The sequence below is a fragment of the Bacillus sp. (in: firmicutes) genome (assembly GCF_031983925.1).
GTDB classification, from domain to species: domain Bacteria; phylum Bacillota; class Bacilli; order Bacillales; family Bacillaceae_G; genus Bacillus_A; species Bacillus_A pacificus.
In genome coordinates, this window is sequence record NZ_DALYZR010000010.1 from 98,426 (window position 1) to 123,939 (window position 25,514).

Below are 25,514 nucleotides of genomic sequence, written 5' to 3' on the forward strand. Positions count from 1 at the left end.
AAAATTCTCTTTTCCGTTCATAATAAGAATGCTTACTTATACATTTATTTAAAAAGCAAACGTTTCTTAGGAGGTTTTTAATGAGAAAGAAAATATGGCTCATATGCCTTGCATTATTTATTACTATGATTTTCTCTTCATGTAATGCAACAAATGCAAATTCGAAAGGAAAAATTAAACTAGGTGTAACAAGTTGGAAAGAAAACATTGCAACAGCAAACATGTGGAAAGTTCTATTAGAACAAAAAGGCTACAAAGTTGAGCTTATGTATTTAGAAAAAGCGGCAATTTGGACTGGTGTTGCTCGCGGTGATGTTGATGCTAATTTAGAAGTATGGCTACCCGTTACGGATAAACCACTAAATGATCGTTATAAAGATGATATTGTCTTAAAATCAAAATGGTATGAAGGAACCGGACTAGGTTTAGTTGTCCCTTCTTATGTGAAAAACATAAACAGCATTGAAGATCTAAATGCACATAAAGATGAACTAGATAATAAAATTGTCGGAATTGAACCTGGCAGCAGCCTAATGAATTTAACAAATAAGGCGATGAAGGAATATGATATTAAACTAAAACTTGTCCAATCTTCTGAAGCGGCGATGATGAGTGAACTAAAGAAAGCATATACGAAAAAGAAACCAATCGCTGTTACGCTTTGGAATCCGCATTGGGGCTTTTCAGAATTTGATTTAAAATATTTAAAAGACCCTAAGAAAGTATATGGTGAAAAAGATGACATTTATTACTCTGTTCGTAAAGGTTTTGAAAAAGATCATCCAGATATCATAAAATACTTTGACAAATGGAAAATGAACGATGAACAGCTCGGTACATTAATGGTCGAGTTAAATAAAACGAAAGATCCCGAAGAAGCGGCGCGAAAATGGATTAAAAAGAACCAAACGTTAGTTGATGAATGGATTAAAGATTAAAAAACCAGGCTAGAGAATGAGCATATTCTCTAGCCTGGTTTATATTATTTTTTCTCAACGACCCCATCAACAATCCCATATTCTTTAGCTTCCTCTGCTGTCATAAAATAATCTCTTTCCGTATCATGTGCTATTTTTTCGATTGGCTGTCCTGTTCTATCAGCAATAATCTTATTAATGTCATGCTTTAATTTCAATATTCTTTTTGCTGTAATTTCGATTTCTGTTGCTTGCCCTTTTACACCGCCAAGTGGCTGATGAATCATGATTTCACTATTAGGAAGCGCGAATCTTTTTCCTTTTGCACCAGCTAATAGTAAAAGGGCACCAAATGATGCAGCTAAGCCCATACAAAGCGTTTGCACCTCCGGTTTAATAAGATTCATTGTATCTAATATTGCAAATCCCGCTGTCGTTGAGCCACCAGGACTATTAATATACAGAAATATATCTTTCTCCGCATCTTCCGCTTCTAAAAATAATAATTGCGCTACTACACTGCTCGCAACCTGATCATTAATCTCTGAACCGATTATAATAATGCGGTCTTTCAATAACCTTGAATATATATCATAGGAACGTTCTCCTAATTTTGTTTGTTCTACTACATATGGAATTGCATTCATTTTAAATCCCTCCAATAATTTTTATGCCGCGCAAAGCATACAACTGTAGGAAGAGGATTGTTTCACATTAAATAATAAGACTGGCTGTTTAGATGGTAACTTAGTAAAATCTATTGTCGGAAGCAGTTTCGTTAATAATTCCGGTCTCTCCTCTCGAATAGACGTCACTACAACTTCCATATCATCTGTGAATTCAACTATCTCAATCCCTTCTTCACTTACAGTTTTCAACCTATTTCTACTCCGAAACAAAGAAGCTTTTACTGCCCCTTCCGATACGGAACATACTTTAGCAATATCAACGATACTATATTGAAAAACATCCTTTAATAATAAAATCGTGGATTGCTGTACATTTAATGAAGATAATACTTTCCCTACCATTTCATGCAAATCTGCAATATTCTCTTGTGGTTCTTCAAAAGTGATTTGTTCTCTTATTTTTTCATGAACAGACTTAGACTTCATCTGATCTAACCAACGATTTCTTGCTATTTTATAGACGAGTGTCATACAAATATCTTTATTACTATATTTTTGAAGAACTTTACAAACTGTTTCTTGGGCGAGATCTTCCCCATCCCATTTGTTTTTCGTTAAAAAAGTACAGTATCTTTTTAACTCTCCATATTGCTCAATTAAAAAATTTATATTTGAATGATTCATATCGATATGATTCTTTAAAATATGAGTAACTTTTGTGCACAAAATAACCACTCCTTTTCAGCGCTTACTTAATTAACGATTCAACAAATAAAAAAGTTACGGGGCATATAAAAAAATTATGTTTATGTTCAATAATTCGCGGTCATAAATATGTTATGTACCATTTTACGTGAGGAGGAACAAATTTGCCAAAATTAACAATTGAAGGTACGGGAACTTTTGATGTACAAGAAGGCACAAAATTAGTATTAGCAATTGAAGACAACGGTGTAAACATACTCCATCGTTGCGGCGGAAAAGCACGTTGCACAACTTGTAGAGTAGAAATTATAGCAGGTGATTTTTGTGAAGCGAATGCAAAGGAAAAAAATGCGATTACAGAAAAAGGGATTGAAGATCATTTACGATTATCTTGTCAAATGCGTGTACATAAGGATATAGTAGTTCGTCCGGTACTTACAGTTGAAAATTCAGGTCTTGATGCTGGACCACGCCCGGCGGAGTAAATCGATGAATTTAAAACAACTCGCCGGTGAATATGCTGCAACTTTCGTAAAAGATGGAATGAAGATTGGGCTTGGTACAGGTTCTACCGTATACTGGACGATAGAAAAATTAGGTGAACGTGTAAAAGAAGGACTATCATTTCAAGCTGTCCCGACATCAAAAGAAACTGAAGTATTAGCTCAGCAACTAAATATCCCACTAATTTCATTAAACGACATACAAAGTCTTGATCTTACAATTGATGGAGCGGATGAAATTGATTCAAATTTACACCTTATAAAAGGAGGCGGTGGCGCATTACTTCGTGAAAAAATCGTTGCCTCCTCCTCTAAAGAACTACTTATCATTGCTGATGAATCAAAACTTGTAACGCATTTAGGTACTTTTCCATTACCTGTTGAAATCATACCTTTTTCATGGAAACAAACCGAAAGTAAAATTCAATCTTTAGGTTGTCAAACAACGTTACGCTTAAAAAATAATGAAACATTTATAACCGATAATAATAACATGATTATTGATTGTGTATTCCCTCATAACATAACGAATCCTGCCAATTTACACAATCATTTAAAAATGATTACTGGTGTAGTTGAAACCGGATTGTTTGTTAATATGACTAGTAAGGCGATTATTGGAACAAAAAACGGGATACAGGAATTATAATGGATGCTGACTCTTACAGTCAGCTTTTTATATTTCTCTTTACTACGTATCATTATGATATACTATGAAAATAAAAGTACATTACACTAGAAAGGGCTGAACAAATTGCACTCCAAACTCATAACAGAACGTACAGATTTAGAAACTGCCTTCTACATTCGAAAAGAAGTATTTGTAAAAGAACAAAATGTCCCTCTTGAAGACGAATTCGATACATTCGATGAAATTGGTGAGACATGTAAACATATTTTAGTTTATTATAATGAGCTTCCCGTTGGTACAGGTCGCATACGATTTGTTGATGGAGCTGGAAAATTAGAACGTATTTGTATTTTAAAAGACTATCGTAAATATGGATTAGGAAAAGTAATTATTCAAGCGTTAGAAGAAATTGCTCGTGAAAAAGAATCTACAAAAGTAAAACTACACGGTCAAACGCAGGCTGAAGGATTTTATAAAAAATTAGGTTATCAAACTTCTTCTGATATATTTATGGAAGACGGTATTCCACATATACTTATGACGAAAATATTATCATAATAAAAAGGGCAGTATATGAAACTACATTATGTATTCATATACTACCCTTTTTATTAATAGAAAAATGAATTCTCAAGATGTCCTTTTGCATCAAAGCCCATTATCTCTTAGTTTATATCTTAGTAAAGCTTATACTGTTTTCCATAATGATAAGGCATAAATCCAGTTTGGATCCCCATTTCCTTTATAACTCTGGACTGCTTCATATACTTTTCCCTCGTATAGAACTCTATCTCCCTTTTCATATGCTTTCGTTGCATTCCACTCTTCATATGAAGCGCTTTCAGTTTTTGTAGTAATTGTGAATATATCACTCTGTACAGATTCATTTCCAGCTACATCAACAGCTTTTACTACATATTTATAAGTAGTATTAGAGAGTAAATTTTTATCCATATAAGAAGTCGTATTGGATGTTGCAATCTTTTTCATTGATCCTTCTTCTTCTCTATAAATATCGTAATGGTCTACACCAATGTTATCGTCAGAAGGACTCCACATTAGATCCACACTTGAAGATGTTGTTCCCATACTATGTAATCCTTTTGGTTGTGTTGGTGCTTCTGTATCGGGAGCCTCAACTGCCGTTTTTACTGTAAGCTTTGCACTTTCTTTCGAAGCATTTCCAGCTGCGTCAATTGCTTTTACAGTATAAGAATATTCCGTGCTTGGTTGTAATTTTTTATCAATAAAATGAGTGCCCGGTACTGTATCGATCATTTCTCCGTTACGGAAGATTTGATATCCTTTTACCCCTACATTATCCGTAGAATCGTTCCAAGCTAGTTCTATACTATTCGCTGTTACTTTTTGTGCCTGAATTCCATTTGGAATACTTGGAGCCTCCGTATCTGGTTTTATGTCATTGATGAGATTAACATCAATAACATTATAGAATGCATTTGCTGTATCAGCTACATCCCATACTGCTAAAATCACATAATATCCACTACGATCAGTAGGCACATTGATTTTGTGCGTTAAATGATTTGAAGCCGTAGAACCATCATGTTGTACAGTTCCAATTGGTTCAAAATCTGCTCTTGTTAGCGCTTTATTTGGGTTCCATCCTTTTTTAGTAATATAGTAATGCCATTTGCTTGTTAAGTGAGGCGCTGTATACTTCCAAGTAAATGTATTTTCCCCACCAGTAATTGTATTCTTAAACCAACGATCGGCTGTTTGCTGATCCAAAATACCACCAAATTTGCCGCCTGCAGAAGCAATTTTCCCATCAATTGGGCCAGCTTGTGGAAATCCTTTTGGAGCTTCTAAACTTTGTGGTTCATACATAATACTTCCGCAGTTTACATTCAGTGCACCATAGGTTGGACTACATAAAGCAGATCGGCTGCCAGGCTTTTCAACAAAACCGTGCGCGTATGCGTTTTGAGGAATAAGTGTCGTGCCAATAATTCCAGCTGTTAATGCAACAGCTCCTAGACTTTTTTTGTTCATTTTCATGTTTTGTAGTTGTTTTAATAATCGATTATTCATATTCCTGTCCCTTTCTTGTTATACTTTGTAGTGTAATGTGGGCTTCGATGTAAAAGAATAACAAGAGACAATCTTGCATCGATGTATGTGTTACTTATGCATACACCGCAGTGAAAATATATTTCTTTTTATGTGAAATATTTCACTTAATGAATATATCATGACATAGAAATCACCAAAACATGTGCAGAAGTTGTGCAGAAACTGTGAAAGCATTACTAACATGTAAAACTATGGCCAGAATTTATAAAACAAGATATTTAATCTTTCAAAACAATTGATTCTCCGCTTCATATAACAGAAGAGTGTCTATATCATTTCATATAGACACTCTTCTAATGTATAATATTCCATTTATTACTGACCTATAAATGTAAAAATCTCATTAGTAGCTTCCTTATAGCCACCAGATTTCCGGAAAGACTCCTTCAAATGCAATGCAGCTTCTTTATATGATGGATTATTTAATACAAGTTCTACACTTTCACGTAGTTGTTCTACAGTTAATTCTTTCATAGATAACTTAATCCCAACTCCTAGATTCTCTACTTGCTTTGCAATTACTGGCTGATCTGCACTTTGCGGAATTACAATGAGTGGAATCCCGTTATTTAATCCTTCATGTGTACTGTTCATTCCGCCATGTGTAATAAACAACTTTGTATATGCAAGTAGTTTCGTTTGTGGCACATAATTTTTTACAATGAAGTTTTTAGGAATTTCACCTAAATCACTTATGTTCGTTTTATTACCAATAGACATCACAATTGTATGATCACTATTCTCGAACGCCTTCATACAAAGTTTATAAAAATCAAGCGCTTCATTAAAAACAGTGCCTAGCGAAATGTAAATCGGGCATTTTTCTTCAATTGAAGTAAAATCAAAGTCTTCATTTTTTACTTGTGCAGAAATAGATGGGCCTACAAATTTATATGTTTCATTAAACGTATCACCGAAAGGTTGAAACTCTTTAACCGTATACACAATAGTGAGTGGTGCTGGGTTACAAAAAACTTCATACGGTGAGTTTATTTCAACACCATATTTTTCTGAAATTCCTTTTGTTAAGCGTTCAAAATCATTATGTATGTTATCTTGAACTTCCACTGGTATATTTTTAGACAAGTGATCTAACATTTGTTCAAATGATCTTTCATCCTGCGCAAAAGATGTACAAGAATTTATTGCTGGAAGCTTTAGAATTTGAGCAATTAAACGACCGCACCCAAACATCGAATCGTGAATGATGTAATCAAAATGTTCTCCTTCAATTTGCTCTAGAACACTAGATATTACAACATCTGCTGTATATAAGAGACCATTTATTCTTTCTTGCAAATAATTTCGACCACCGGAAAGAAATGCTTTTATAAATCTTTGGTCGTCAATTGTTCTTACAATAGCCCCTGTTTTTTCAATACGTTCTCTGAAAGCTTCTATTGAAAAATAAACTACCTCTTCCCCGCGCGAAACTAATTCTTCTACAACTTGCAACGTTGGATTTATATGTCCTTCTGATCCAGTATTAATGAATAAAACACGTGCCACTTTAAACACTCCTTAATTTAAATCTTCTCTACATTATTTTGCTCTTATAATTCTTCTAAATGGACTTAGCGAGCCTAAATCCAAGGTCATCTATATAAAATGTTGGATGACTACGGCGACGACAAGTCGCGCCACAACCTCTAGCTTCTTCAGCCCAACTACCACCTCGAAAAATCCGGTATGCTCCATACACCTTTTCATCATACAAATCATAACACCATTCCCAAACGTTCCCCAACATATCATACAAGCCCCATGCATTCGGCTCTTTTTTACCGATGTCTTGAATTTGTCCGTTTGAATTTTCATTATACCAAGCAATCTTTTTCAATTCACCATATATGTATCCAGTAGTTCCTGCTTTACACGCATATTGCCACTCTGCTTCTGAAGGTAATCGGTACCCATTTGAATCTAAATTACAACTAACAATTTGACCACCGTCATTAATAGAATAATATTCTTTTAACCCCGCTTTTTTTGAAAGCAGATTACAAAACATAATGGCATCATTCCATGAGATATTTACAACTGGTTTGTATTTATCTTTGGATAAATTTGATGTATGATTCGTAATCGCATCATACAATTCCATCGTTACAACATACTTTGCAAGAAGAAACGAATTAACTGGGACTTTCCATTCTTTCTTTATTCGATCATCTCTTAATTCTACTTTTCCTGTTGGAATTTTCACCATATTAGAATCAACTAGCCTAATAAATCTATCCAATTCTATCCCCCCAGGTTATTTCTTTTTATAATCTAACTATTTATAGCATCGTACTTCTCTAAAAATAGTCTTACTTCATTTGTAGATTTTAAAATAATAATATCTTTATCCTTACTCAATTGATTTAACTTCTTTAAAATTGTAGGTCGCTTCGTCTTAGGATATTCCCATATCCATTTAAAAAATTGCAAATCAAATCTTTCCTTACATCCCGCGCCCATATCCGGTCTTGTTTTATTCCGATATTGTATAACTCTTTTAAAAGCACGATAAGCACATATTGTTCTATGAATATCAAGAAAGATAATTGTATCCGCTGCGTTCATTCTTATATCCATTGTCCCACCATAATTCCCATCAATAATCCACTCATCTTCTTTAACTAATTCATTTTGAACCTTTCTTTGCTTTTCTTTCGAAACACCCTCCCAATTCGGTTTCCAAAATAACGCATCAAGATGATGTACTTTAATATTTAATTTATTGCCTAACTGCCTTGCTAATGTAGACTTCCCTGAACCACCAGAACCTATTAATATAACTTTTTTCATATTTGCACACTCCTTTCTATTAATTCTTCAATAGTTTCTTTATTAGCAAAAATCCAGAAAAACATCTCTTCATTTAATTTTAGTAAATCTGGTAACTGAACAAAATAAGTAATAAAGATAACTTGAATTGAAAGCATAACGTACCAAATGGCTTGTAGTTCTTCTCTCGTTAAAATACTTTGCTTATTATATCCTTCAAAGATTTTGCTAATGATATGTTGCCACTTCCCTCTTAATTCCTCATCACTATGTAACTCACTCAAAATACTTGTACAGCAATAACATAAATCAAATACTCTAACATTCCTTTCTAAAAGCTCAAAATCTATAAATCCTTGAAATTCATTATCTTTAAAAATCACATTCGATAAGTGCATATCGCGATGAATGATTTGTTTTCTTAAAGAGGTGATAGTTTTCTTAAAATCTGAATGTATTTGATTCATTGTTCGAACTACATCCTGATCAACATGCTCATTCTTTTCTAAATTAGGTAAAGCCCATTCGTATACCAATTTATACAATTCTCTTTTTACTAACTCATTATTACTATTCACCGAATTAAGTGCTTGGTGTAACTTAGCTATTTCTTCTCCAATTAAGCTTCCTAGATTTTTTAGATTTTCTGGATCCTTTATTTCAAGTACACTTCCAACAACATATTCGTATAGACAATAATATCTCTCTTTATAAACTACATACTTTTCACTATTACTTGTTTTCACTAATTTTTGTGCTTTAACCCCTTTTTCCTCAAGCTGTTCTAATACGTTTATTTCAACTAAAAGCTGTTTTATCGATCCCTTCTCCTTTAAAATATAGGATTTATTATTACAATGAATCTTTATTACATTTGCTTTTATTTCAGTAGCTGTGACATCATAATCATAAAACCAAAATTTCACAATTTCTAATATATTCCTCATAATAAATCCCCCCATTTAAACTCACTTATTTCTTCCATAAAATCAACTCAAAAAGAAATCCTATTCCAACACCAATTGTGTAAGCCACTAAATCACTCCACAAAAATCCATAACCTAACACGAGTCCACCTAAAGTCGTTGCACGAATGCTATCTATCCATTCGGCATGGTACAATTGGCTCACTTCAATCCCGTAGCAAAATATTAAACTAATAAAAGCTAATTTCTTCGTCGCTATTTTAGGAAATAAAAATCCGAATCCAGTAAAAATCATCAATGCCCATAAAGCATCACCTAAATAATCATTTAATAGAGCCGGCAGCGCAAAAGCAAACTTTCTTGAACTAAGCCCTAAAATAATAACAAGGATTGTAAACGTTGCGTATAGTAATCTATTTCGTTTCGTATTCATTTCAAAACTCCTAATTCATCATTTAAAACTGCAAAATAGCTAGTAAAATATAATCATTTTACTAGCTATTTATTAACTGCTTTAACAATAAGAAAATGTGGATTTGTATTTAAATAGTGGTAAGATTTTTCATTTACTTCTTTCATCTTTTCAACTGGCCTCGGTTCAACCATTTTTTCTAACACAAAACAATTTGTTGTTTCATTAATTATGTCTTGAAGTGACCTTCTAAAAAAACTAACTTCTATTGTAATATCTGGTTTAATCCAAGTATCTACCAATAGTTGTTTTTCGAAATAATTTTCACAAGTAAACTTTGTAAAATCCATAAAAGGATGATGAATGGAGTATATAAATTCTCCACCTGGCTTCAGTACGCGACGAAACTCCTGAAATACTTGATTCCAATTTTCTAAATAATGAAGGGTTAACGAACTTACAATTACATCAAAAGTATGATCTTCAAACGGTAATATTTCTTGCAAGTCATGACAAAGAAACGTTGCCTTATCACCCATACTTTCCTTTGCAGCTTTTACCATTTCAGAACTTACGTCAATTGCAGTAACATTTGCTCCACTTTCTACAAATTGAGAAGTATACCATCCAGCTGCACACCCAGCATCTAGCACGCTCTTCCCTTCTAATCTCTTTGGAATCATCTCCATCATCGCTGGTCTTTCATAATAGCTGTTATATGGATTTGCCACATCTAGATTTTCTTTATATGTACTCGCTAATTTATCATATGTATCTTTAATCGTGTCTTTCAATACACCCACCCCTTATACATATTAATCTAATAACTCTTGCTGCTTTTTCTTTGAAAATGACTGCAGAACTAAATCATACGACCAATCAATCATCTTATTAATTTGCACCTGTTCCACATCTTTATGTATATACACTGTATTCCAATGTCTTTTATTCATATGATACCCTGGAATGATTGTTTCTGGATACTCTTCTCTTAATCTTAGCGCAAGTTCTGGATCACATTTTAATGTTATTGCCGCTTTTTCGCCTTCTTCATGGTTCAATATCGCAAAGATTTTATTATTAAGCCTCATACATGTTGCGTTCCAACCATCAGGAGAATCTTCTGTCGCTTTTCTTTTCGATAAACAGTACGCTCTTGTCGCAATCATTCTAATTGTCACCTCTTATTCTTTCACTATTTGATTACGGTGCATCACAATTTGTTTCGTCACTTGAAATTGCTGTTGACCATAAAACTTTATAAGTTTCTCTCCACAAAATAGGCTCACAATATTGATATGAGATATCTCTTCAAGCAACATTGTAAGCATCTTCTCACCAATACCTTTATTTCTTACACTCTCATGCACAACAACATCTTCTAAGTACGCTCGAAAAACACCATCTGAAACAACTCTAGCAAAACCAATTAACTCATTTTCTTTCCATACCCCAATTGCTATACTGTTTTTTAACATTTTTTGAATATCGATTTCTTTTCTTTCTGGCCACCAACCGACAGAATCGTAAAGCCTCTTTAATTTTTCTGAACAGATTGGTTTCTCATCTTGTAATTTATACGTATACATTTTCTTTCTCCCATTTAACATGATATAAATTATTATAAATGATTTTATAAATTTATAATATGGATTTTACAATTGCAATATAAACAATTCTCTAATACCTTTCCTATCCCCTCTATTAAGTTAGATTATTTCAAATTAACAAATTCATGGAAATACAAAACAACTAATAAAATATTTACCTATTAAACTTTGAATTACTTATAAGAAATGGCAGTAGTTTTAGTTAAAACTTTTAATTTAAAACCTACAGGTGCAGACGTCAATTTCCCTGATGTTCCATCTAATCACTGAGGGTTACAATTATGTCAAAATTTTAGCACAAAATAATATTACCGCTGGATTGCCTGATGGTACATTTGGCCCAGATGTAAAAGTAACTCGTGAACAGTTCGCTGCATTTTTAGCTCGTGTATTAGAACCTAGTTTCCGTCCGGCTCTTCCTAAGCCTAAAGGCGAGTTAGAAGTTCATTATATTGATGTAGGACAAGGTGATGCTACTTTTATTAAATCTCCAAGTGGCGAAACAATCCTTATTGATGGTGGTAACAACGGAAAAGGTAAAGTAGTAGCAAATTATTTAAAAGGATTAGGATTCCAAACTATCGATTATATGATTGCCACTCATCCTGATGCCTATAACCTCTTCTCTAAAAAGTGTTGACTATGCCCTTTAGGATGATCTTCAACAACACCATATTCTCGGTAACCATGCTTTTTATAAAACTCTGGCGCTTGAAAACTAAATGAATCTAATAATATTAATCTACAACCTTTTTCCTTCGCAATGTCTTCAATTTTATGTAATAGTTGACTACCATAACCATCATGACGAACTGAATCATCAACCCATAAAAAATCTATATGGAGATGATAAAAATACATCGTTCCTGTTACCCCGCCAAAGATTTTCCCAGCCTCATCTTTCAGAACAAAACTTACTTGTTCCATCGGCTGTTTTGCTTCATCTGTTAAAATAGACATGTTATATTGAATGACCTTATTTTTTATGTATTCTCCTTCAGCGCGAGTACCATTCTCTATATGTTTCATATATTTCTTCCTTTCAACTTAGTAAGTTACCTTTTATTTTTACTTTTCCTTTTTAAAATACTAATACATACGAATCCACCATAAGTAATAAAGCATGAAAAACCAATTATCCCTGGCACAGAAACATAGCCTACTCTTATATAACTTATAACTGCAAAAGAAGCGATAGATAGTAAAATAGATGGCCAAAATAAAAGAGCTGTTTTTCTTCGTCTCTCTTTCTTCTCAGAAACACGTGTACCAAAAAGTAATACAATACAAATGAGGATCGCTGCAAAATAAATAGTATCTAATGACAAATTGTGATCGTATAGTGCGATACCCACTTCAAGAGCAATAATCGTTACAATTAAAATAATGATTGTTGATGTCTTTAAGTTTCTTTTCAATTGCTCACTCCTAGCATACTTTCACTATATTCTTTGTATATGTATTTCAAAGCTACTGCAAAAGCTTCATCTACCTCTTTATTTTCACATCGATTAGGTAAATCTTTTCCCCCAATAACATAAAGAAACGGGAATTCGTTGAATATTCCTATTATACCAATATTTATTGCAGCTGAAGATAGTCCACCTGTCATATGAGCTAAGTGATATGAATGTATTCCTTCATATTCACCTTGCTGTCTTACCATGCCGCTAATAATTGGTTCCCATAATTCTGCTTCTGATTTATAACCCTGAAAAATATGTACTAAAAGTGAAAGAACCTCATTTAATTCTCCAACATTTTTCTCATCCCTAGCGTCCTCTTGTATATGAATTTTTGACAAGTACGTTTGGGCATACATTTTCACAGCATCCCATCCACCACAGTACATTACAACTGACTGTGCAACGTAACTATCATGACATGCTATCATCACTTCTACTGCTTTACTAAGTGTTAAAGTCCTTCTTCCTTGTAAATGTGGATACAACTGCGCACTATCTTCATTTGGATTAAATTTAACATGATGAAGTATATCATTCCAATTACGTTTATTTTCCTTCACCATTTGCGCTACTACAAATCCGATTACTACTTTTGCTGCCGATGCTAACGGAATATTTATTTCACTATTATATGAAGCAACTATACGATTGCTTTTTGTAGAATAAATAGCTATTCCAACATGATCAGATTGTATCTCTTTCATTTTTTGAATGACAGTTTCCATTTTCATTCCTCATTTCATATCGTTTTATCACCTTTAATAATTCAATATAGAATGTATAAACCCTTTTTAGTAGATTAAATCGGATATTACAAAAGGAAAAAGGTAGCATGAATTGCTCCTTGCTACCTAAAAGATACATGTTTACGAAAAATCTCTATTCTTCTAAAGGATTTTTAGGGCCATTAAGCTCCAATTGATAAAAAGCTAAATCTAGCCATTTATTAAACTTATAACCAGCCTTTTTAATCGTCCCTGCATGAACAAATCCATAGTTTTCATGTAAAGCAATACTTCTCTCATTTTCCGCATCAATTCCAGCAATTAAAGTCATATACTCTCTTTCCCGTGCAATGGCTATCAGTTCTTTCATTAAAGATGTCCCAATTCCTCTATTTCTATATTCCTTATTAACGTATATAGAATGTTCAATTGAATATTTATAGGCAGGCCAAGCTCTAAACGGACCGAATGTTGCAAATCCTACTACTTTATTATCTAGTTCGTATACAAAAATCGGATAACCATCAGCCTTTTTCTGTTCATACCAATCTATTCTATTTTTAAAGGTTACAGGTTTATATGCATATACAGCTGTTGTATTTAGTATGGCATCATTATAAATATCTAAAATGTATGTTACATCTTTTTCCGTTGCGTCCCTTATCATGATTTTCTTCCTTTCAAAATGCTTACTCTGGTAATATAAATTCTCCTTTTTCCTTAGGAAATGGAACAACATCTATAATTGCATCTATATTAATTGCTCCGTAAACATGCGGATATTCTTGGCCGTTAGAAGCAAGTTCATATTTTATTTCTGCTTTCACTAAGGATGGATCAATTGTCAGTAATAAAACATCTTCTTCATGAATGAAATATTTTTCCGCAACGTTTAAAGCTTGTTCTAAAAATGAACAGTGTATAAATCCCTCTTCTTTTAGTGAAACTTCATTAATCTCTCCATTTATCTTTGCGATTTCCCAATTTCTCTTTGTTATTACTTTTGTAATCATTATCATGTCTCCTATATATTTATAAAGTGAAACTTTAATCAGCCCTCACCAATCGGGCTTTTATGGGCAGCCCGCGCCCCACCTAACTTCTTTACTTTCGCTGCATTTTGAGGCGGGGGTCTTACTACCCATTAAAGCGTGATAAACTAAGAGGCTTTCCTATTCATTACTAGAAAATCCTCTTGAATTTTTATTTCTTAATTAACGGAGATGCTTCCCCGCTATGGAAAATCCATAAATCATGAAGCGACCTTGTACATCCAACATATAATAACTTTGCATCATGTTTCGTATTTTTATAATGTTCTGCATCGACATCAATGAGTAGAACAGCATCAAATTCTAACCCTTTCGCTAAGTATACAGGTACTACTGAAATACCACCTTCATATTTACTTTGATCTGCTTCAATGAAGTTTACAGCCAATCCTGCATTTGTTAATTTCTCATATATATCGCGGCACTCACCGTCTGTTCTTCCTATTACCGCAATTGTTTTCACATCTTCACTTTGTAGATGTTTTAATGTCTTTACAATTTCAGTAAACTGTTCTTCTGTATGAATTATTTTCACTTCTTCACCACTACGGAAAACTGGCATTGCAAGCCCTACTGGAATCTCTGCATTTTTAATTATTCCGTTCGCAAATTCTATAATTTCTTTTGTAGAGCGATAACTTCTCGTCAGTTCATAATAACCTGTTTCTTGGAATACTTCCTTAAAAGCACTCCAATCTTCAATCCCTTGATAATCATAAATTGCTTGAGATAAATCACCTAATATAGTGAAAGAGTTACCTAGTGTAATTTCTTTTAATACATAAACTTGAAATGTTGAGAAATCTTGCGCTTCATCAATAACGACGTGATGAAATTTCTGCCCGATTTCAATACCTGTTATGCGATGATGTATGTAAATTAAAGCTGGTAAATCTTCTACATACACTTCTTTTTTACGACAACTCTTCTCCGTTTCTTTCACAAGTTCCTCGGGTAATACTTCGAGTATTTCTTTGCTTTTCAATATTGAACTATATATTGAAAGCGAGCTCATTTTCGGCCAAAACTTCATATAACTGTTCAATCTCTTTGTCGCTTCTTTTTTTAATAATTTCTTCTCGTTTGTTTCTCCGTATTTTTTCAGTTCAATTTCAATCCATCGCTTCATTCGGCCGACTAAACGTTCTCTTCTTTTCTTTAATGGATAATGTTTATACTCAACTTGCATCCATTTTTTTATATCTTCCACTGGAATAACAGCCTTATCCCATGCCTCAAAATTACTTGTTGGCACTAGTTCTTTTTCAAATTGAACCATTTGCTCTTCAATAAAGGACTTAAATTCTAGCGTACCTTTCAATTTACCAAGCATAATCTTTCTTTCATCACGATTAATAGAAAATGCTTCTTTCAATTTTTCTTCTGTCTGCTTCAGTTTCACCGAATCATCTAACGTACGTAATGCCCAGTCTGGAAATGTTGTTTGACTAATATTCCCGACACCTAATTCAGGAAGTACACTCGAAATATAATCTAAAAACAGACTATTCGGAGCAAAAACAATCATTCTCTCCGCTTCTAATTGCTCACGATATTCATAAATTAAAAAAGCAAGACGATGTAAAGCGATCGTTGTTTTACCGCTTCCTGCAACCCCTTGAATAAGTAGTGGTAAGTTTCTTTCCGCACGAATAATATCATTTTGCTCCGATTGTATCGTCGAAACAATATCTTTTAGTTTATTATCTTTATTCTCACCTAATCGATATAGAAGAAAATCATCGGCATGCGAGACATCTTCATTTCCTTTCACATATGTATCAACAACACGTTCTAATTCTCTTTTTCTAATAGAGATGTTTCGCTTTAAATAAACATCACCTTCTACTAATCCGTCTGGTGATTGATAAAACGCTAATTCATCACCGCCGGTAAATGAATAAAACATACTTGCGACAGGTGCCCGCCAATCAATTACAATTGGTTTCATCGTATCTTTATCTGAAACACCTACTTTACCGATGTAAATCGGCATAACATCTTCCTTACCATCCTCTCGAAAATCTAATCTTCCAAAGTACGGCTCTTGTACACCAATACGTAAATTTTGTCTATTAGACTCCCTCATACTTTCAAGAATTTGTTCTTTAAAATCATCGCCATAATAAACCGGAATGTTTTCGAGCTGTTCTAATTGATCATCCATCGTACGTAATGTATCTTTCATTCTTTGTAACTCTTCTTCAAAAATGTTGTTCATATGATGATTCCCTCCTGTCCGTTCTAAATTTTCAGTCGAAATATAATTGTATTAAAAATCCATTTATAAAGTCAAGGTTTTTAGTGGGAATTTTCCGAATAAAAAAAGAGTAGAGATTAATCCCTACTCTTTTCTATTTTAATTCGATACGCCAAACATTCGTTTAAAGTTGCTAATTCTTTATATTTTCGCTTTTCAAAGTCATATGCTCCTCCTGGAAAGAATCCTACAATACTTAGACCAGCTTCAGCACATAGATTACTAATCTCATCTACCGTATAACAACGTAAAGACTGTGTAACTATATCATTTGGATTATTAGGATGCCACCAATGATCTAACATTCTTTCATTTATGCTATCATATTCATATTTTCGCATAGCTGAACTTAAGAGCATTTCTTGTCCACTTACCTTTTTCCAATACAATGGTTGATAAATATCAATAAGTGCACATCCATCATCCTTCATCCAATTTTTAATCCGTTTTAATAGAATCAATTGTTCATCATCTGTTCCTACACCAAACCCATCTAAATAACTAACAACATCAAACTTTTCTTCAAAATTAATTTTATAAAAATCAGCGCAATGAATAGCAATATCATTAGTAGAATGCTCTTTTGCAAACATAACTAACTCTCGTACAAGCTCAACAGTAGTCATCTTTACACGTAACTTAGACATCGCCCTTGCAAAACCGCCATTTCCTGCTCCCAGTTCTAACATCGACTGAAATGGATGTCCAATTTGCTCTTTAACTTCTTTAGCGAGCTGCTCTAACCAGCTTTCTGTATTTATATCGTAATTCGACAGTTCAAATTGTTTTTGATAAAACTCCCTCACATCTAATTCGTTCATTATTCTCCTCCTGTAATAAGTTTTCCCGCTGTAGGTGACCGACTAATTTTCTGACACCTATGAAATTCCCTATATTTACAATTTATCAAAATAATAAGAATTTTGGAAGTAGTAAAACAAAAAGCAGATAACGGAAAATCCCACTATCTGCTCTACGGCTGCTCTTATTGTCCTTTTTGATATTCTACCCAATCACCAGAAATGATAACTTTCTTCAGCATCTCTTTGTCTTGAGCAACATACACAAATGCACGTATTTCTCTATCACCAAAGTATATTGTTTCGGTGATTCGGTCATATAAATCACTCTCTGCATTACCTGTGTATTCTTCCAGTTCATCTAATTTTTGCAGAACAGCATCATTTACTTCATAAACTTCTCCATATACCTTATCTTTATTTGAACAAATCATCGCTGGATACCCTTCGTTTGTATCAAATAATTTGCCATACGTCCATGCTTCGTCTACAATGCATATTGCACCTTGCATATAATGAGCATTCGTTTGCTCTTTTCTTAACGTGCCATACACAAAAACGTGATGCATAAATCCCTATCCCCTTTACATGTCACTACTTTCTAATTTGTAAATAAGCACGAATCATAAAGTAACTCACTTCATTCGGAAGTTGTTCCTTAATCGATTTCAGACCACCATCAGCATTTTGCACAGCAGTTTCAATCAGTTGTTCGTATTCTGCAGGAACAAAACTGTTCCAGTCTACTTCCATTCCATCTTCAAAACAACGAATTAAATGATTTTCAATCGTTTGTCTTGATAATCCACGTTCTTTCGCAATTTCATCTAGATTAATACCTTGTTTATACATTTCATACGTTTCCAAATGTGAATTTGCTGAAGCTTTCCCTGATTTTTTCCGCTCTGTCACCACTTCTGTTTTAATAGTTTCAGCATAGTTTGGGTTTTCCTCAATAAAGTGCTGAACTGCTTGTAAGAAGTGCGAACCATACTTCACAAGTTTGTGTTCACCAATCCCTTTCACAGTTAAAAGTTCAGAGTCGCTTTGCGGCATTTTTGCGCACATATCTTTCAACGTTTGGTCAGAGAAAATAACGAATGGAGGTACCCCTTCTCCTTGCGCAATTTCTTTACGTACTTCGCGAAGTACTTCAAATAAAGGATGATCTTGAACGATTTGTCTTGTCTCTACTCGTTCTTTACGTAAAACATTCTCTTTACCAAGTAACACTTCTTTCCCTTTTTCCGTTACTTTTAGTGTCGGGTAAGTACCATGTTCAACTGCAATTAGCTCGTCTGAAATTAAAAACTCAATAAATTCACTCACTTCTTTTACACTACGATTTGATAAAAGTCCGTAAGTTGGCAAAGTATGAAAATTAAATTCAATGACTTTCTTATTTTTAGATCCAGTTAGTACTTGTGCAATCATTTGTTTACCAAATCGTTGGTTCGTCCTAATCATACAAGATAAAACCATTTGCGATTCTCTCGTCACATCGATACTTTCTCGGTCGTCTGTACAATTACCGCAGCGGCCACAATCTTCTTTTGGTTCTTCTCCAAAGTATTGCAAAATAAATGATTGTAAACACTGTTCTGTATGACAGTAGTCAGTCATATTTTGCAGTTTTTCAAGTTCATTTGAAAAACGAGACTCTCCTGTCGATTGATCAATTAAAAAGCGTTGTACTTGTACATCTTGAGAAGAATAAAGCAATATACATGCACTATCTAATCCGTCACGGCCAGCACGTCCTGCTTCTTGATAATAACTTTCCATATTTTTTGGAAGTTGATAATGGATAACGTAACGAATATTCGATTTATCAATACCCATCCCAAACGCAGATGTGGCTACCATTACACTCACTTCATCACGTAAAAAGAGTTCTTGTTGCTCATTTCGATCGTTATCACTCATACCGGCATGATATTTTGATACAGAAACTCCCGCTTTCATTAAATCCTCATACAACTGATCAACTACTTTTCTAGTAGCTGCATATATAATCCCAGATTCCTTTTGATTTTGACGAATATAATCCGCTAAATATGCATTACGATCTTGTCCCTTAATAACAGAAAATGATAAGTTCTCGCGCTCAAACGTTGTCATAATCGTGTTTTCTTGATTAATTCCAAGCGTGTTGCAAATATCATCACGAACTTGTGGTGTTGCCGTAGCAGTTAATGCTAATACGAGCGGCTTTTCTGGAAGATAATCTAATATACGGTGTATATGTAAATAGCTCGGACGGAAATCATGTCCCCACTGCGAAATACAGTGCGCCTCATCAATGGCAATCATCGGGATTTTCATATCGATCAGTTGGTCAACAAACTCCATTGAATCAAGTCGCTCTGGCGCTACATAAAGTAACTTATAATGGCCCTGTTTCGCTAATTGAATTCGTTGATTCGCTTCTGTAATCGAAATAGAACTATTAATATATGTAGCTGAAATACCATTTTGTACTAATGTATCTACTTGGTCTTTCATAAGCGATATTAAAGGCGATATAACTAACGTTGTTCCTTCAAATACTAATGCGGGAATTTGATAACAAATTGACTTACCACCACCTGTAGGCATAATACAAACTGTATCTTTCCCATCTAATACATTTTTAATTGTTTCATCTTGTCCTCTTCGGAATGACGAATAACCGAAATAAGACGCTAAAAGTTCTTGTGCTTTTGTAAACAAAAAAGAGTCACCTGCTTTTCTTTATCTTTCATCTACTCCTATTATATCATCTCTTATGCGTCATGAAAGTGATGAATACATGACTAACGTCCTGCTTTTTCATTATTTTATGCTTCTTTACGTTTTAGAGATTGATTAACAACTATAACGAATTTCTAAATAAATACACATTTTATTAATTCTCCTTGAATACTACTAATCTTATACATATGAATTCAGGAGGTTACTATATGAAGCACCATAATATTAGTTTCATCAAACAGAAAAGCGTATCGAACCAACCCCAATTCTCAAATAATGAAGCGTGGAAATATGAATCATACTATAAGTACCAACCATTATTTTCTTATAGAAAGCTTTTTCATTTTCTTTCTCAACTTTTTAAACGTTAATACACGTGCGAAATAGATCGTTCATAATAATTTTCTCAATATGAACCTTATAGACTTAATACAATACAGTTGTTAACATATGAAATATTCTGTTTGATCCCCCCCTTAAGTTGACCTGCTTATTTGTGCAGGTCTTTTTTGATTTATATATATTTCAGTACACTTTTAGATGTGATTGTAAATCTTTTCTCCATTTTATAACCATACTCCACTCACAACAAATGATGATAATAGCAAGAAGTAAAATATAAGTTTTTAACATTTAATAAAGTAAATCTTTTTTTCTCAATACACAAAACGAATTTCACTTGTTACTATTAAAGTACTCCAGATGAGTTTTTGCTCATCGACATTATCTAGTCCAAGGGATCTGCCGCGGGAAGCAGATCCCTTGGACTTTATTAAAGATACACTTTCATTTGGACACATTTACCAGGTTTTTTTAAGCGAATTTTATGATAATATTACGTAGTCGAGTCCGACATCTCGGCAATACCCTTTTGATGCTCTGCAACTTCCCTTGCAGAGCATCTTTTACTTTATATTCGTTTTATCTGTATATCACAATTAAAACACTCAATTTTTAAAAATAAGCGAGGACACGTAACTAAATATAAATTTCCATCATACTTTGAGTTATACATGTTCAAAGGAGTGTTACCGTTTATGTATCCTTATTGGCAATCGTATTACTCCCCCTATCATAACCCTTATGTACAGTTTGATACATCTGTACGTAATTACCGAATTAGCAAAAACGAGAATTTTTTAAAAGGTTATATGCGTTCCTTATGGGAACAACACGTTGCTTGGACGAGATTAGCTATTATAAGTATTGTTTTTAATTTACCTGACGTAAACATTACAGTTGGACGGCTTCTTCAAAATGCAACACATATGGGACTGTCGCTTGAACCATTCTATGGTGAGGATGCTGTAAAAAAATATAGTGCACTAATTAAAGACCACTTAGTAATTGCAGCGGATCTTGTTAAAGCAGCAAAAGCTGGTGATCAAAATTCAGCTACTGCTATAGGGGAAAAATGGTACGCTAACGGAGATGAAATTGTTGCATTTCTTACTAGCATTAACCCATATATTGATAAAGAAGCATTTAGAAACATGTTTTATGAACATTTAGCACTAACTAAGGCAGAAGCACTGGCATTCCTAAATAAAGATTATGAAGCAGGCGTAAAACTGTACGATAAAATTGAAAAAGAAGCTTTAGAAATGGCCGACATGATAACAAACGCAATCGTAAAGCAATTCCCGCAAGTATTTCAATAACAATAAGCCGATTTGAAAACCAAATCGGCTTATTGAACTTTCTATCAATGATATTTCACCTGTCCTCTTTACATTTAACGTATATCGATATATTTTATTAATATCCGTTTTTTATAGGAGGAAACAGTTTGATTAACGCCATTGGTCTCGTATTTATACTCACAAATAAATATGAGAAAAAGAAGAAAGTTTATCTAAATGAAAAATTCGCATTAATAGACATTATTGATTCTAAGGAAGTAATTGATGATGAAGGAAACTCACTAGTAGAACTAACATGTAAATACAGTATATATTTAGATGAAAAATACTACTGTAAATCTCTTGATGATTATACTGGACAAGTCTTTCCTTTCTTAAGTGCTAAAATAGGAAAAGGAATTCTCAGAAACTTAAATTATTATTTTTCTTACGTTGATGTATACGATAAAAAACCACCGGTTAAAGAAATTAGACCACTTATGAAACAAGTAACTAACAGATAGCAAAAAATACAAAAAAGAAAGCATCTAACTCTGGATGTTTTCTTTTTTATTGAAAACTCATCAAATTTCATCCTCTTCTAAAAGTATGTATCCAAGCATATTTTAAATTAAAAACATTGGAGGATTAGACTGAATGAAATACTCAGAAACTATTGTAAGTAAACGACTACGAACGCTTAAAATGACGGGTATATTTTTCATGCTAGTATTAATAGCATGGATTGGATATACAAAATTACTTTATAAAAACGGATTTCTTCAAGAAAAAAAGAATTCAGTAGAAGTAATGAATACTAGCATTGCAGGAGAAATAGAGCAGTTTTTTCATATCAACTTACAAGGCTATCGAAAAACGAACCTTGATGCTGTTATAAAAGCAAGTAAAACAGATCCAAGCGAACTCTCCCTAATTGAACTAGTCAACAAATCCTGCTCGCGAGATTGCATAGGCGAACCAGTCACATATGTAAACTCAAACAATGGATATATCTTTTATAAGGAATCTAATGGAACTAATGTAGCTATAACGATTAAAAAGAAAGACATATGGTTAATTGTAAAGAAATCTGTTCAAGATGGAATATAATCACCCCAAAAAAGAGTACGTATCGTACTCTTTTTTATTATTAATACCCTTCCTCTTCATGCCTACAATGGCATTTCGCTTTTGTTTTACAATGACATTTTTCACACTCACACTTCGGTTTCTCTTTGCAACAACACTCATGAAAATCATTACGTTTACATCTCCTAAACATCAAATCATCCCAAAATTTATTACAATCTTAAAAATGTCCACAATGACAAGTATTTCTCATAAATATGCTTCCTCCTTGATAGAATGCATCATATTCTATGTTTGAAAGTATACAATGGCTTGTTTGTTAGTCTATTTTCTCCATATTATAAGTAGAATTAAAAGATTACATAAAAATAAAAAACCGTCACATGACGGCTTTTTATTTAGCAAACTATTCTTTTGTATAAAAATATTTAAGTCCTTTAGCATCTAACCACGCTGTCGCTCGATCTAATTCATTCCCTTGGCGATATGCTGTTTCAAATCTAACTAATCCTTGTTTATCTCCATATGAGATAATACGAGATTCATACCCAAGAGCATCCATCATTCCTAACATTTCTACTACTAACGCTGTACCAAATTCATACGTAACAACTTTACTAAATTTATTCACTATAATTCCAACTCCTTCTTGTTTTGTCGATTGTTCAACAGTTTGATTAGTAAACCAAACTAACGGTTTATTTCCCATTAACTTATTTAAATCACATTTTCCTATGCCTGCTACATTCCCTGTTTCTGTGTATTGCCAAATATCACATGGGTAGGCTGGTTTGTTACCACCATAACGAGGAATCCATACAAAATCACAATTGACATTTGCCATTCCAAATGGAGCATACATATGATGAGCGATGTATAAACCGACTTTCTTAGCTCCTAATCTTCGTAATTCATCAATAAAGGCTTGTGTACCTGCTCTCATATCGTTCATTGTTTTTACTTCTACGTCAGCTACCCAAACTGTTGCATTTTTATCACCACGGTTCCAAAAGTCTCTCGCTTCTATCCGTGCATCCTCTACTGAAACGAAACGACAGAACGCATAATTACCAAACGGAATATTTCTTACTTTCATTGCTTGTACATAATTTTTATATAAAGGATCTACATAATTTGAACCATCTTGCACACGTGCAATTACAAAATCTAATTGTGTTGCTGCAATATCCCAGTTAATGTCGCCATTCCATTTCGAAACATCTACAATGCAACCCATTATTTAACATCTCCTTTTTCGTTATTATATTCAAAGCTTGTTTTTTTGCTATTATCATCTAATAAATAGTATGAGAAGTATTGTATTATTTAGTAATAATTTAAAATTCGGCTTATGTATTGAGAAAATAAAATATTATTACGGGTTTAATAAGTAAAGACCTACAAAGCTCTAAACTATAATCAGTAGGAGGCCACAAGCAGTGCAATTCCCAGCTAATTTCTTAGCTTCATCCGAATTTTGAGGTATGAATTTTACTGCCCATTAAAGCGGGATACACAAAACCACCTTTCTGACAGGTGGTTTTGTGTACTACTTTACATATACATTATCCATATTTATAGTTACATAATTATTAATTACTTAATATACTTGTTAACTAAAAATAAGACAATTTTTAGTTTTTAATCAAACTAATTTTCGTTTTATCTCAAGTACTCATAGTACCATTTACGTGCATCTAACCAAGCTGTAAATTTATCGATATTTCCGGACGGATAGCCATTCGTTATAGCATAACCAATGCCATCTTTCTGAACGACAATTTGTCCATCAATACCCGCATCAACCATCGCCTGAGCCAAAGCTTGTAAATTGCTAAATGCTACACCACCAGTTTTTACTTTGAGCAAGTCCGTTGCACCTCCTCCAGTTTGTCCTGTAAGAGCAAATACAATAGAATTAGCGATTTTATCAACATTCCATTTTGCCATGTCGGATTCATTATCAATAAATCCTAATTCAATAAGAATAGCCGGTGCCTTCGTTCCATTTAATACCGCTAAATCTGTACGTTGTTTCGCACCTCGATCACGCCATCCAATATCTTTTGCTAGTTGAGCTGATATTTTAGCTGCCAAATCTTTCTGATCATAATACAAAACCTCAACACCCTGTCCATTTCCATCACTTGCATTAAGATGAAAAGAAATAACTAAATCCACAGCATGGGAATTGCTATTCCGAATGATATTATTTAAATTTTGTGATTGAGTTGTCCCTACCTCGTCCGTATCGTCATAAACCGTGTGTCCTAGGGATCTTAACTTAGTCGCCACAGCATCTTTAACTTGCCTATCTAGAACGTGTTCTTTCCGATTCCCAAAATTAGCCCCTTGAACAATACTATTGTGTCCTCCGTGCAAACTATATCTGGCCATTTACTTATCAACATCTCCTTTCTTAATATCATATTCAAAACTTGTCTTATTGCTATTCCCTCTTACAATCTTAACTGTCCCCATACGTCCTACATTTTTTATAGGTGAAGGCAAATCGTTTTCGATATAAAAAGTGGTGACACGAACAAAAAGCATCACCTTTTTGGC

The 25,514-nt window shown here is 33.6% G+C and carries 30 protein-coding genes and 1 pseudogene; 8 read left to right on the plus strand and 23 right to left on the minus strand.

All coding sequences use genetic code 11. The features are described 5' to 3' along the window. Nucleotides 1-80 precede the first annotated feature (80 nt). Nucleotides 81-938, plus strand: coding sequence for a glycine betaine ABC transporter substrate-binding protein (locus RTP99_RS22320; protein WP_001227648.1), 858 nt, complete (start codon nucleotides 81-83; stop codon nucleotides 936-938). Between the two features lie 44 nt (nucleotides 939-982). On the opposite strand, the gene clpP is transcribed toward RTP99_RS22320, so the two are convergent. Both clpP and RTP99_RS22330 read right to left on the minus strand, forming a co-directional pair. Further along, on the minus strand, nucleotides 983-1,564 hold the full coding sequence (gene clpP / locus RTP99_RS22325; RefSeq protein ID WP_046647318.1) for an ATP-dependent Clp endopeptidase proteolytic subunit ClpP: 582 nt from the start codon (nucleotides 1,562-1,564) through the stop codon (nucleotides 983-985). Nucleotides 1,565-1,585: 21 nt separating this feature from the next. Continuing rightward, a complete protein-coding gene (locus RTP99_RS22330; protein ID WP_000337486.1) occupies nucleotides 1,586-2,272 on the minus strand; it encodes an RNA polymerase subunit sigma-70 in 687 nt (228 codons plus the stop codon). 143 nt (nucleotides 2,273-2,415) lie between these two features. Between RTP99_RS22330 and RTP99_RS22335 the strand changes: the two genes are divergently transcribed. The 3 genes from RTP99_RS22335 (at nucleotide 2,416) to RTP99_RS22345 (ending at nucleotide 3,943) form a co-directional block, all read left to right on the plus strand. Next, the gene (locus RTP99_RS22335) at nucleotides 2,416-2,736 is read left to right on the plus strand and encodes a 2Fe-2S iron-sulfur cluster-binding protein (RefSeq protein WP_001125396.1); all 321 of its coding nucleotides are present in this window, start codon (nucleotides 2,416-2,418) and stop codon (nucleotides 2,734-2,736) included. Between the two features lie 4 nt (nucleotides 2,737-2,740). Further along, entirely contained in the window at nucleotides 2,741-3,403 is a 663-nt protein-coding gene (rpiA, locus tag RTP99_RS22340) for a ribose 5-phosphate isomerase A (protein WP_001050000.1), read from the plus strand. Between the two features lie 105 nt (nucleotides 3,404-3,508). Then, on the plus strand, nucleotides 3,509-3,943 hold the full coding sequence (locus RTP99_RS22345; protein ID WP_000555726.1) for a GNAT family N-acetyltransferase: 435 nt from the start codon (nucleotides 3,509-3,511) through the stop codon (nucleotides 3,941-3,943). Between the two features lie 129 nt (nucleotides 3,944-4,072). On the opposite strand, the gene RTP99_RS22350 is transcribed toward RTP99_RS22345, so the two are convergent. From RTP99_RS22350 to RTP99_RS22390, 9 genes are all read right to left on the minus strand, one after another. After that, the gene (locus RTP99_RS22350) at nucleotides 4,073-5,440 is read right to left on the minus strand and encodes a lytic polysaccharide monooxygenase (protein WP_001065244.1); all 1,368 of its coding nucleotides are present in this window, start codon (nucleotides 5,438-5,440) and stop codon (nucleotides 4,073-4,075) included. Between the two features lie 357 nt (nucleotides 5,441-5,797). Continuing rightward, on the minus strand, nucleotides 5,798-6,991 hold the full coding sequence (locus RTP99_RS22355; RefSeq protein ID WP_000124908.1) for a macrolide family glycosyltransferase: 1,194 nt from the start codon (nucleotides 6,989-6,991) through the stop codon (nucleotides 5,798-5,800). A 55-nt stretch (nucleotides 6,992-7,046) separates the two neighbouring features. Then, nucleotides 7,047-7,691, minus strand: coding sequence for a formylglycine-generating enzyme family protein (locus RTP99_RS22360; RefSeq protein WP_046647379.1), 645 nt, complete (start codon nucleotides 7,689-7,691; stop codon nucleotides 7,047-7,049). Between the two features lie 65 nt (nucleotides 7,692-7,756). Continuing rightward, nucleotides 7,757-8,275: a DNA topology modulation protein gene (locus RTP99_RS22365; RefSeq protein ID WP_000755805.1), complete on the minus strand. Its 519-nt coding sequence runs from the start codon at nucleotides 8,273-8,275 to the stop codon at nucleotides 7,757-7,759. Further along, nucleotides 8,272-9,201, minus strand: a complete 930-nt coding sequence (locus tag RTP99_RS22370) for a phosphotransferase enzyme family protein (RefSeq protein ID WP_001244373.1) — start codon at nucleotides 9,199-9,201, stop codon at nucleotides 8,272-8,274. Before RTP99_RS22370 ends, RTP99_RS22365 begins: the two co-directional genes overlap by 4 nt. Before the next feature lie 25 nt (nucleotides 9,202-9,226). Further along, nucleotides 9,227-9,613: a ribosomal maturation YjgA family protein gene (locus tag RTP99_RS22375; RefSeq protein WP_001093448.1), complete on the minus strand. Its 387-nt coding sequence runs from the start codon at nucleotides 9,611-9,613 to the stop codon at nucleotides 9,227-9,229. Between the two features lie 65 nt (nucleotides 9,614-9,678). Further along, nucleotides 9,679-10,386: a class I SAM-dependent methyltransferase gene (locus RTP99_RS22380; RefSeq protein ID WP_000655484.1), complete on the minus strand. Its 708-nt coding sequence runs from the start codon at nucleotides 10,384-10,386 to the stop codon at nucleotides 9,679-9,681. 21 nt (nucleotides 10,387-10,407) lie between these two features. Further along, a complete protein-coding gene (locus RTP99_RS22385) occupies nucleotides 10,408-10,761 on the minus strand; it encodes an MmcQ/YjbR family DNA-binding protein (protein ID WP_000562185.1) in 354 nt (117 codons plus the stop codon). 15 nt (nucleotides 10,762-10,776) lie between these two features. Next, nucleotides 10,777-11,181, minus strand: a complete 405-nt coding sequence (locus RTP99_RS22390; RefSeq protein WP_000288943.1) for a GNAT family N-acetyltransferase — start codon at nucleotides 11,179-11,181, stop codon at nucleotides 10,777-10,779. Between the two features lie 204 nt (nucleotides 11,182-11,385). Here RTP99_RS22390 and RTP99_RS22395 point away from each other — a divergent pair. Continuing rightward, nucleotides 11,386-11,815 (plus strand): annotated as a pseudogene (locus RTP99_RS22395) (S-layer homology domain-containing protein); the annotation flags it as partial. Here RTP99_RS22395 and RTP99_RS22400 read toward each other — a convergent pair. The 9 genes from RTP99_RS22400 to recQ form a co-directional block, all read right to left on the minus strand. Continuing rightward, nucleotides 11,815-12,231: a GNAT family N-acetyltransferase gene (locus RTP99_RS22400; RefSeq protein ID WP_000680402.1), complete on the minus strand. Its 417-nt coding sequence runs from the start codon at nucleotides 12,229-12,231 to the stop codon at nucleotides 11,815-11,817. The pseudogene RTP99_RS22395 and the gene RTP99_RS22400 overlap by 1 nt on opposite strands. 26 nt (nucleotides 12,232-12,257) lie before the next feature. Continuing rightward, entirely contained in the window at nucleotides 12,258-12,620 is a 363-nt protein-coding gene (locus RTP99_RS22405) for a hypothetical protein (protein WP_000828016.1), read from the minus strand. After that, a complete protein-coding gene (locus RTP99_RS22410) occupies nucleotides 12,617-13,393 on the minus strand; it encodes a serine hydrolase (protein ID WP_046647326.1) in 777 nt (258 codons plus the stop codon). The genes RTP99_RS22405 and RTP99_RS22410 overlap by 4 nt, the downstream gene beginning before the upstream one ends. A gap of 154 nt (nucleotides 13,394-13,547) precedes the next feature. Next, nucleotides 13,548-14,060: a GNAT family N-acetyltransferase gene (locus tag RTP99_RS22415; RefSeq protein ID WP_000617382.1), complete on the minus strand. Its 513-nt coding sequence runs from the start codon at nucleotides 14,058-14,060 to the stop codon at nucleotides 13,548-13,550. Between the two features lie 22 nt (nucleotides 14,061-14,082). Further along, a complete protein-coding gene (locus tag RTP99_RS22420; RefSeq protein ID WP_016717693.1) occupies nucleotides 14,083-14,406 on the minus strand; it encodes a DUF952 domain-containing protein in 324 nt (107 codons plus the stop codon). Nucleotides 14,407-14,596: 190 nt separating this feature from the next. Further along, entirely contained in the window at nucleotides 14,597-16,666 is a 2,070-nt protein-coding gene (locus RTP99_RS22425; RefSeq protein WP_046647329.1) for a HelD family protein, read from the minus strand. A gap of 116 nt (nucleotides 16,667-16,782) precedes the next feature. After that, on the minus strand, nucleotides 16,783-17,526 hold the full coding sequence (locus RTP99_RS22430; protein WP_001003783.1) for a class I SAM-dependent methyltransferase: 744 nt from the start codon (nucleotides 17,524-17,526) through the stop codon (nucleotides 16,783-16,785). 164 nt (nucleotides 17,527-17,690) lie between these two features. After that, nucleotides 17,691-18,074, minus strand: coding sequence for a gamma-glutamylcyclotransferase family protein (locus tag RTP99_RS22435; protein ID WP_000546571.1), 384 nt, complete (start codon nucleotides 18,072-18,074; stop codon nucleotides 17,691-17,693). A gap of 25 nt (nucleotides 18,075-18,099) precedes the next feature. Then, a complete protein-coding gene (gene recQ, locus RTP99_RS22440; RefSeq protein WP_000494287.1) occupies nucleotides 18,100-20,217 on the minus strand; it encodes a DNA helicase RecQ in 2,118 nt (705 codons plus the stop codon). 1,058 nt (nucleotides 20,218-21,275) lie between these two features. Here recQ and RTP99_RS22445 point away from each other — a divergent pair. The 3 genes from RTP99_RS22445 (at nucleotide 21,276) to RTP99_RS22455 (ending at nucleotide 22,970) form a co-directional block, all read left to right on the plus strand. Then, entirely contained in the window at nucleotides 21,276-21,899 is a 624-nt protein-coding gene (locus RTP99_RS22445) for a hypothetical protein (protein WP_000283730.1), read from the plus strand. 128 nt (nucleotides 21,900-22,027) lie between these two features. Then, nucleotides 22,028-22,384 (plus strand): hypothetical protein, encoded by a 357-nt coding sequence (locus RTP99_RS22450; protein ID WP_000606242.1) that lies wholly within the window; start codon nucleotides 22,028-22,030, stop codon nucleotides 22,382-22,384. Nucleotides 22,385-22,517: 133 nt separating this feature from the next. Continuing rightward, complete coding sequence (locus RTP99_RS22455; protein WP_000877603.1) at nucleotides 22,518-22,970, plus strand: hypothetical protein; 453 nt, start codon at nucleotides 22,518-22,520, stop codon at nucleotides 22,968-22,970. On the opposite strand, the gene RTP99_RS22460 is transcribed toward RTP99_RS22455, so the two are convergent. The 3 genes from RTP99_RS22460 to RTP99_RS22470 all read right to left on the minus strand — a co-directional run bounded on the left by RTP99_RS22460 (nucleotide 22,971) and on the right by RTP99_RS22470 (nucleotide 25,346). Next, nucleotides 22,971-23,120: a hypothetical protein gene (locus RTP99_RS22460; protein ID WP_000576893.1), complete on the minus strand. Its 150-nt coding sequence runs from the start codon at nucleotides 23,118-23,120 to the stop codon at nucleotides 22,971-22,973. Between the two features lie 235 nt (nucleotides 23,121-23,355). Further along, nucleotides 23,356-24,186, minus strand: coding sequence for a GH25 family lysozyme (locus RTP99_RS22465; RefSeq protein ID WP_000501816.1), 831 nt, complete (start codon nucleotides 24,184-24,186; stop codon nucleotides 23,356-23,358). A 425-nt stretch (nucleotides 24,187-24,611) separates the two neighbouring features. Then, nucleotides 24,612-25,346: an N-acetylmuramoyl-L-alanine amidase gene (locus RTP99_RS22470; RefSeq protein ID WP_000135295.1), complete on the minus strand. Its 735-nt coding sequence runs from the start codon at nucleotides 25,344-25,346 to the stop codon at nucleotides 24,612-24,614. Nucleotides 25,347-25,514: the final 168 nt, after the last annotated feature.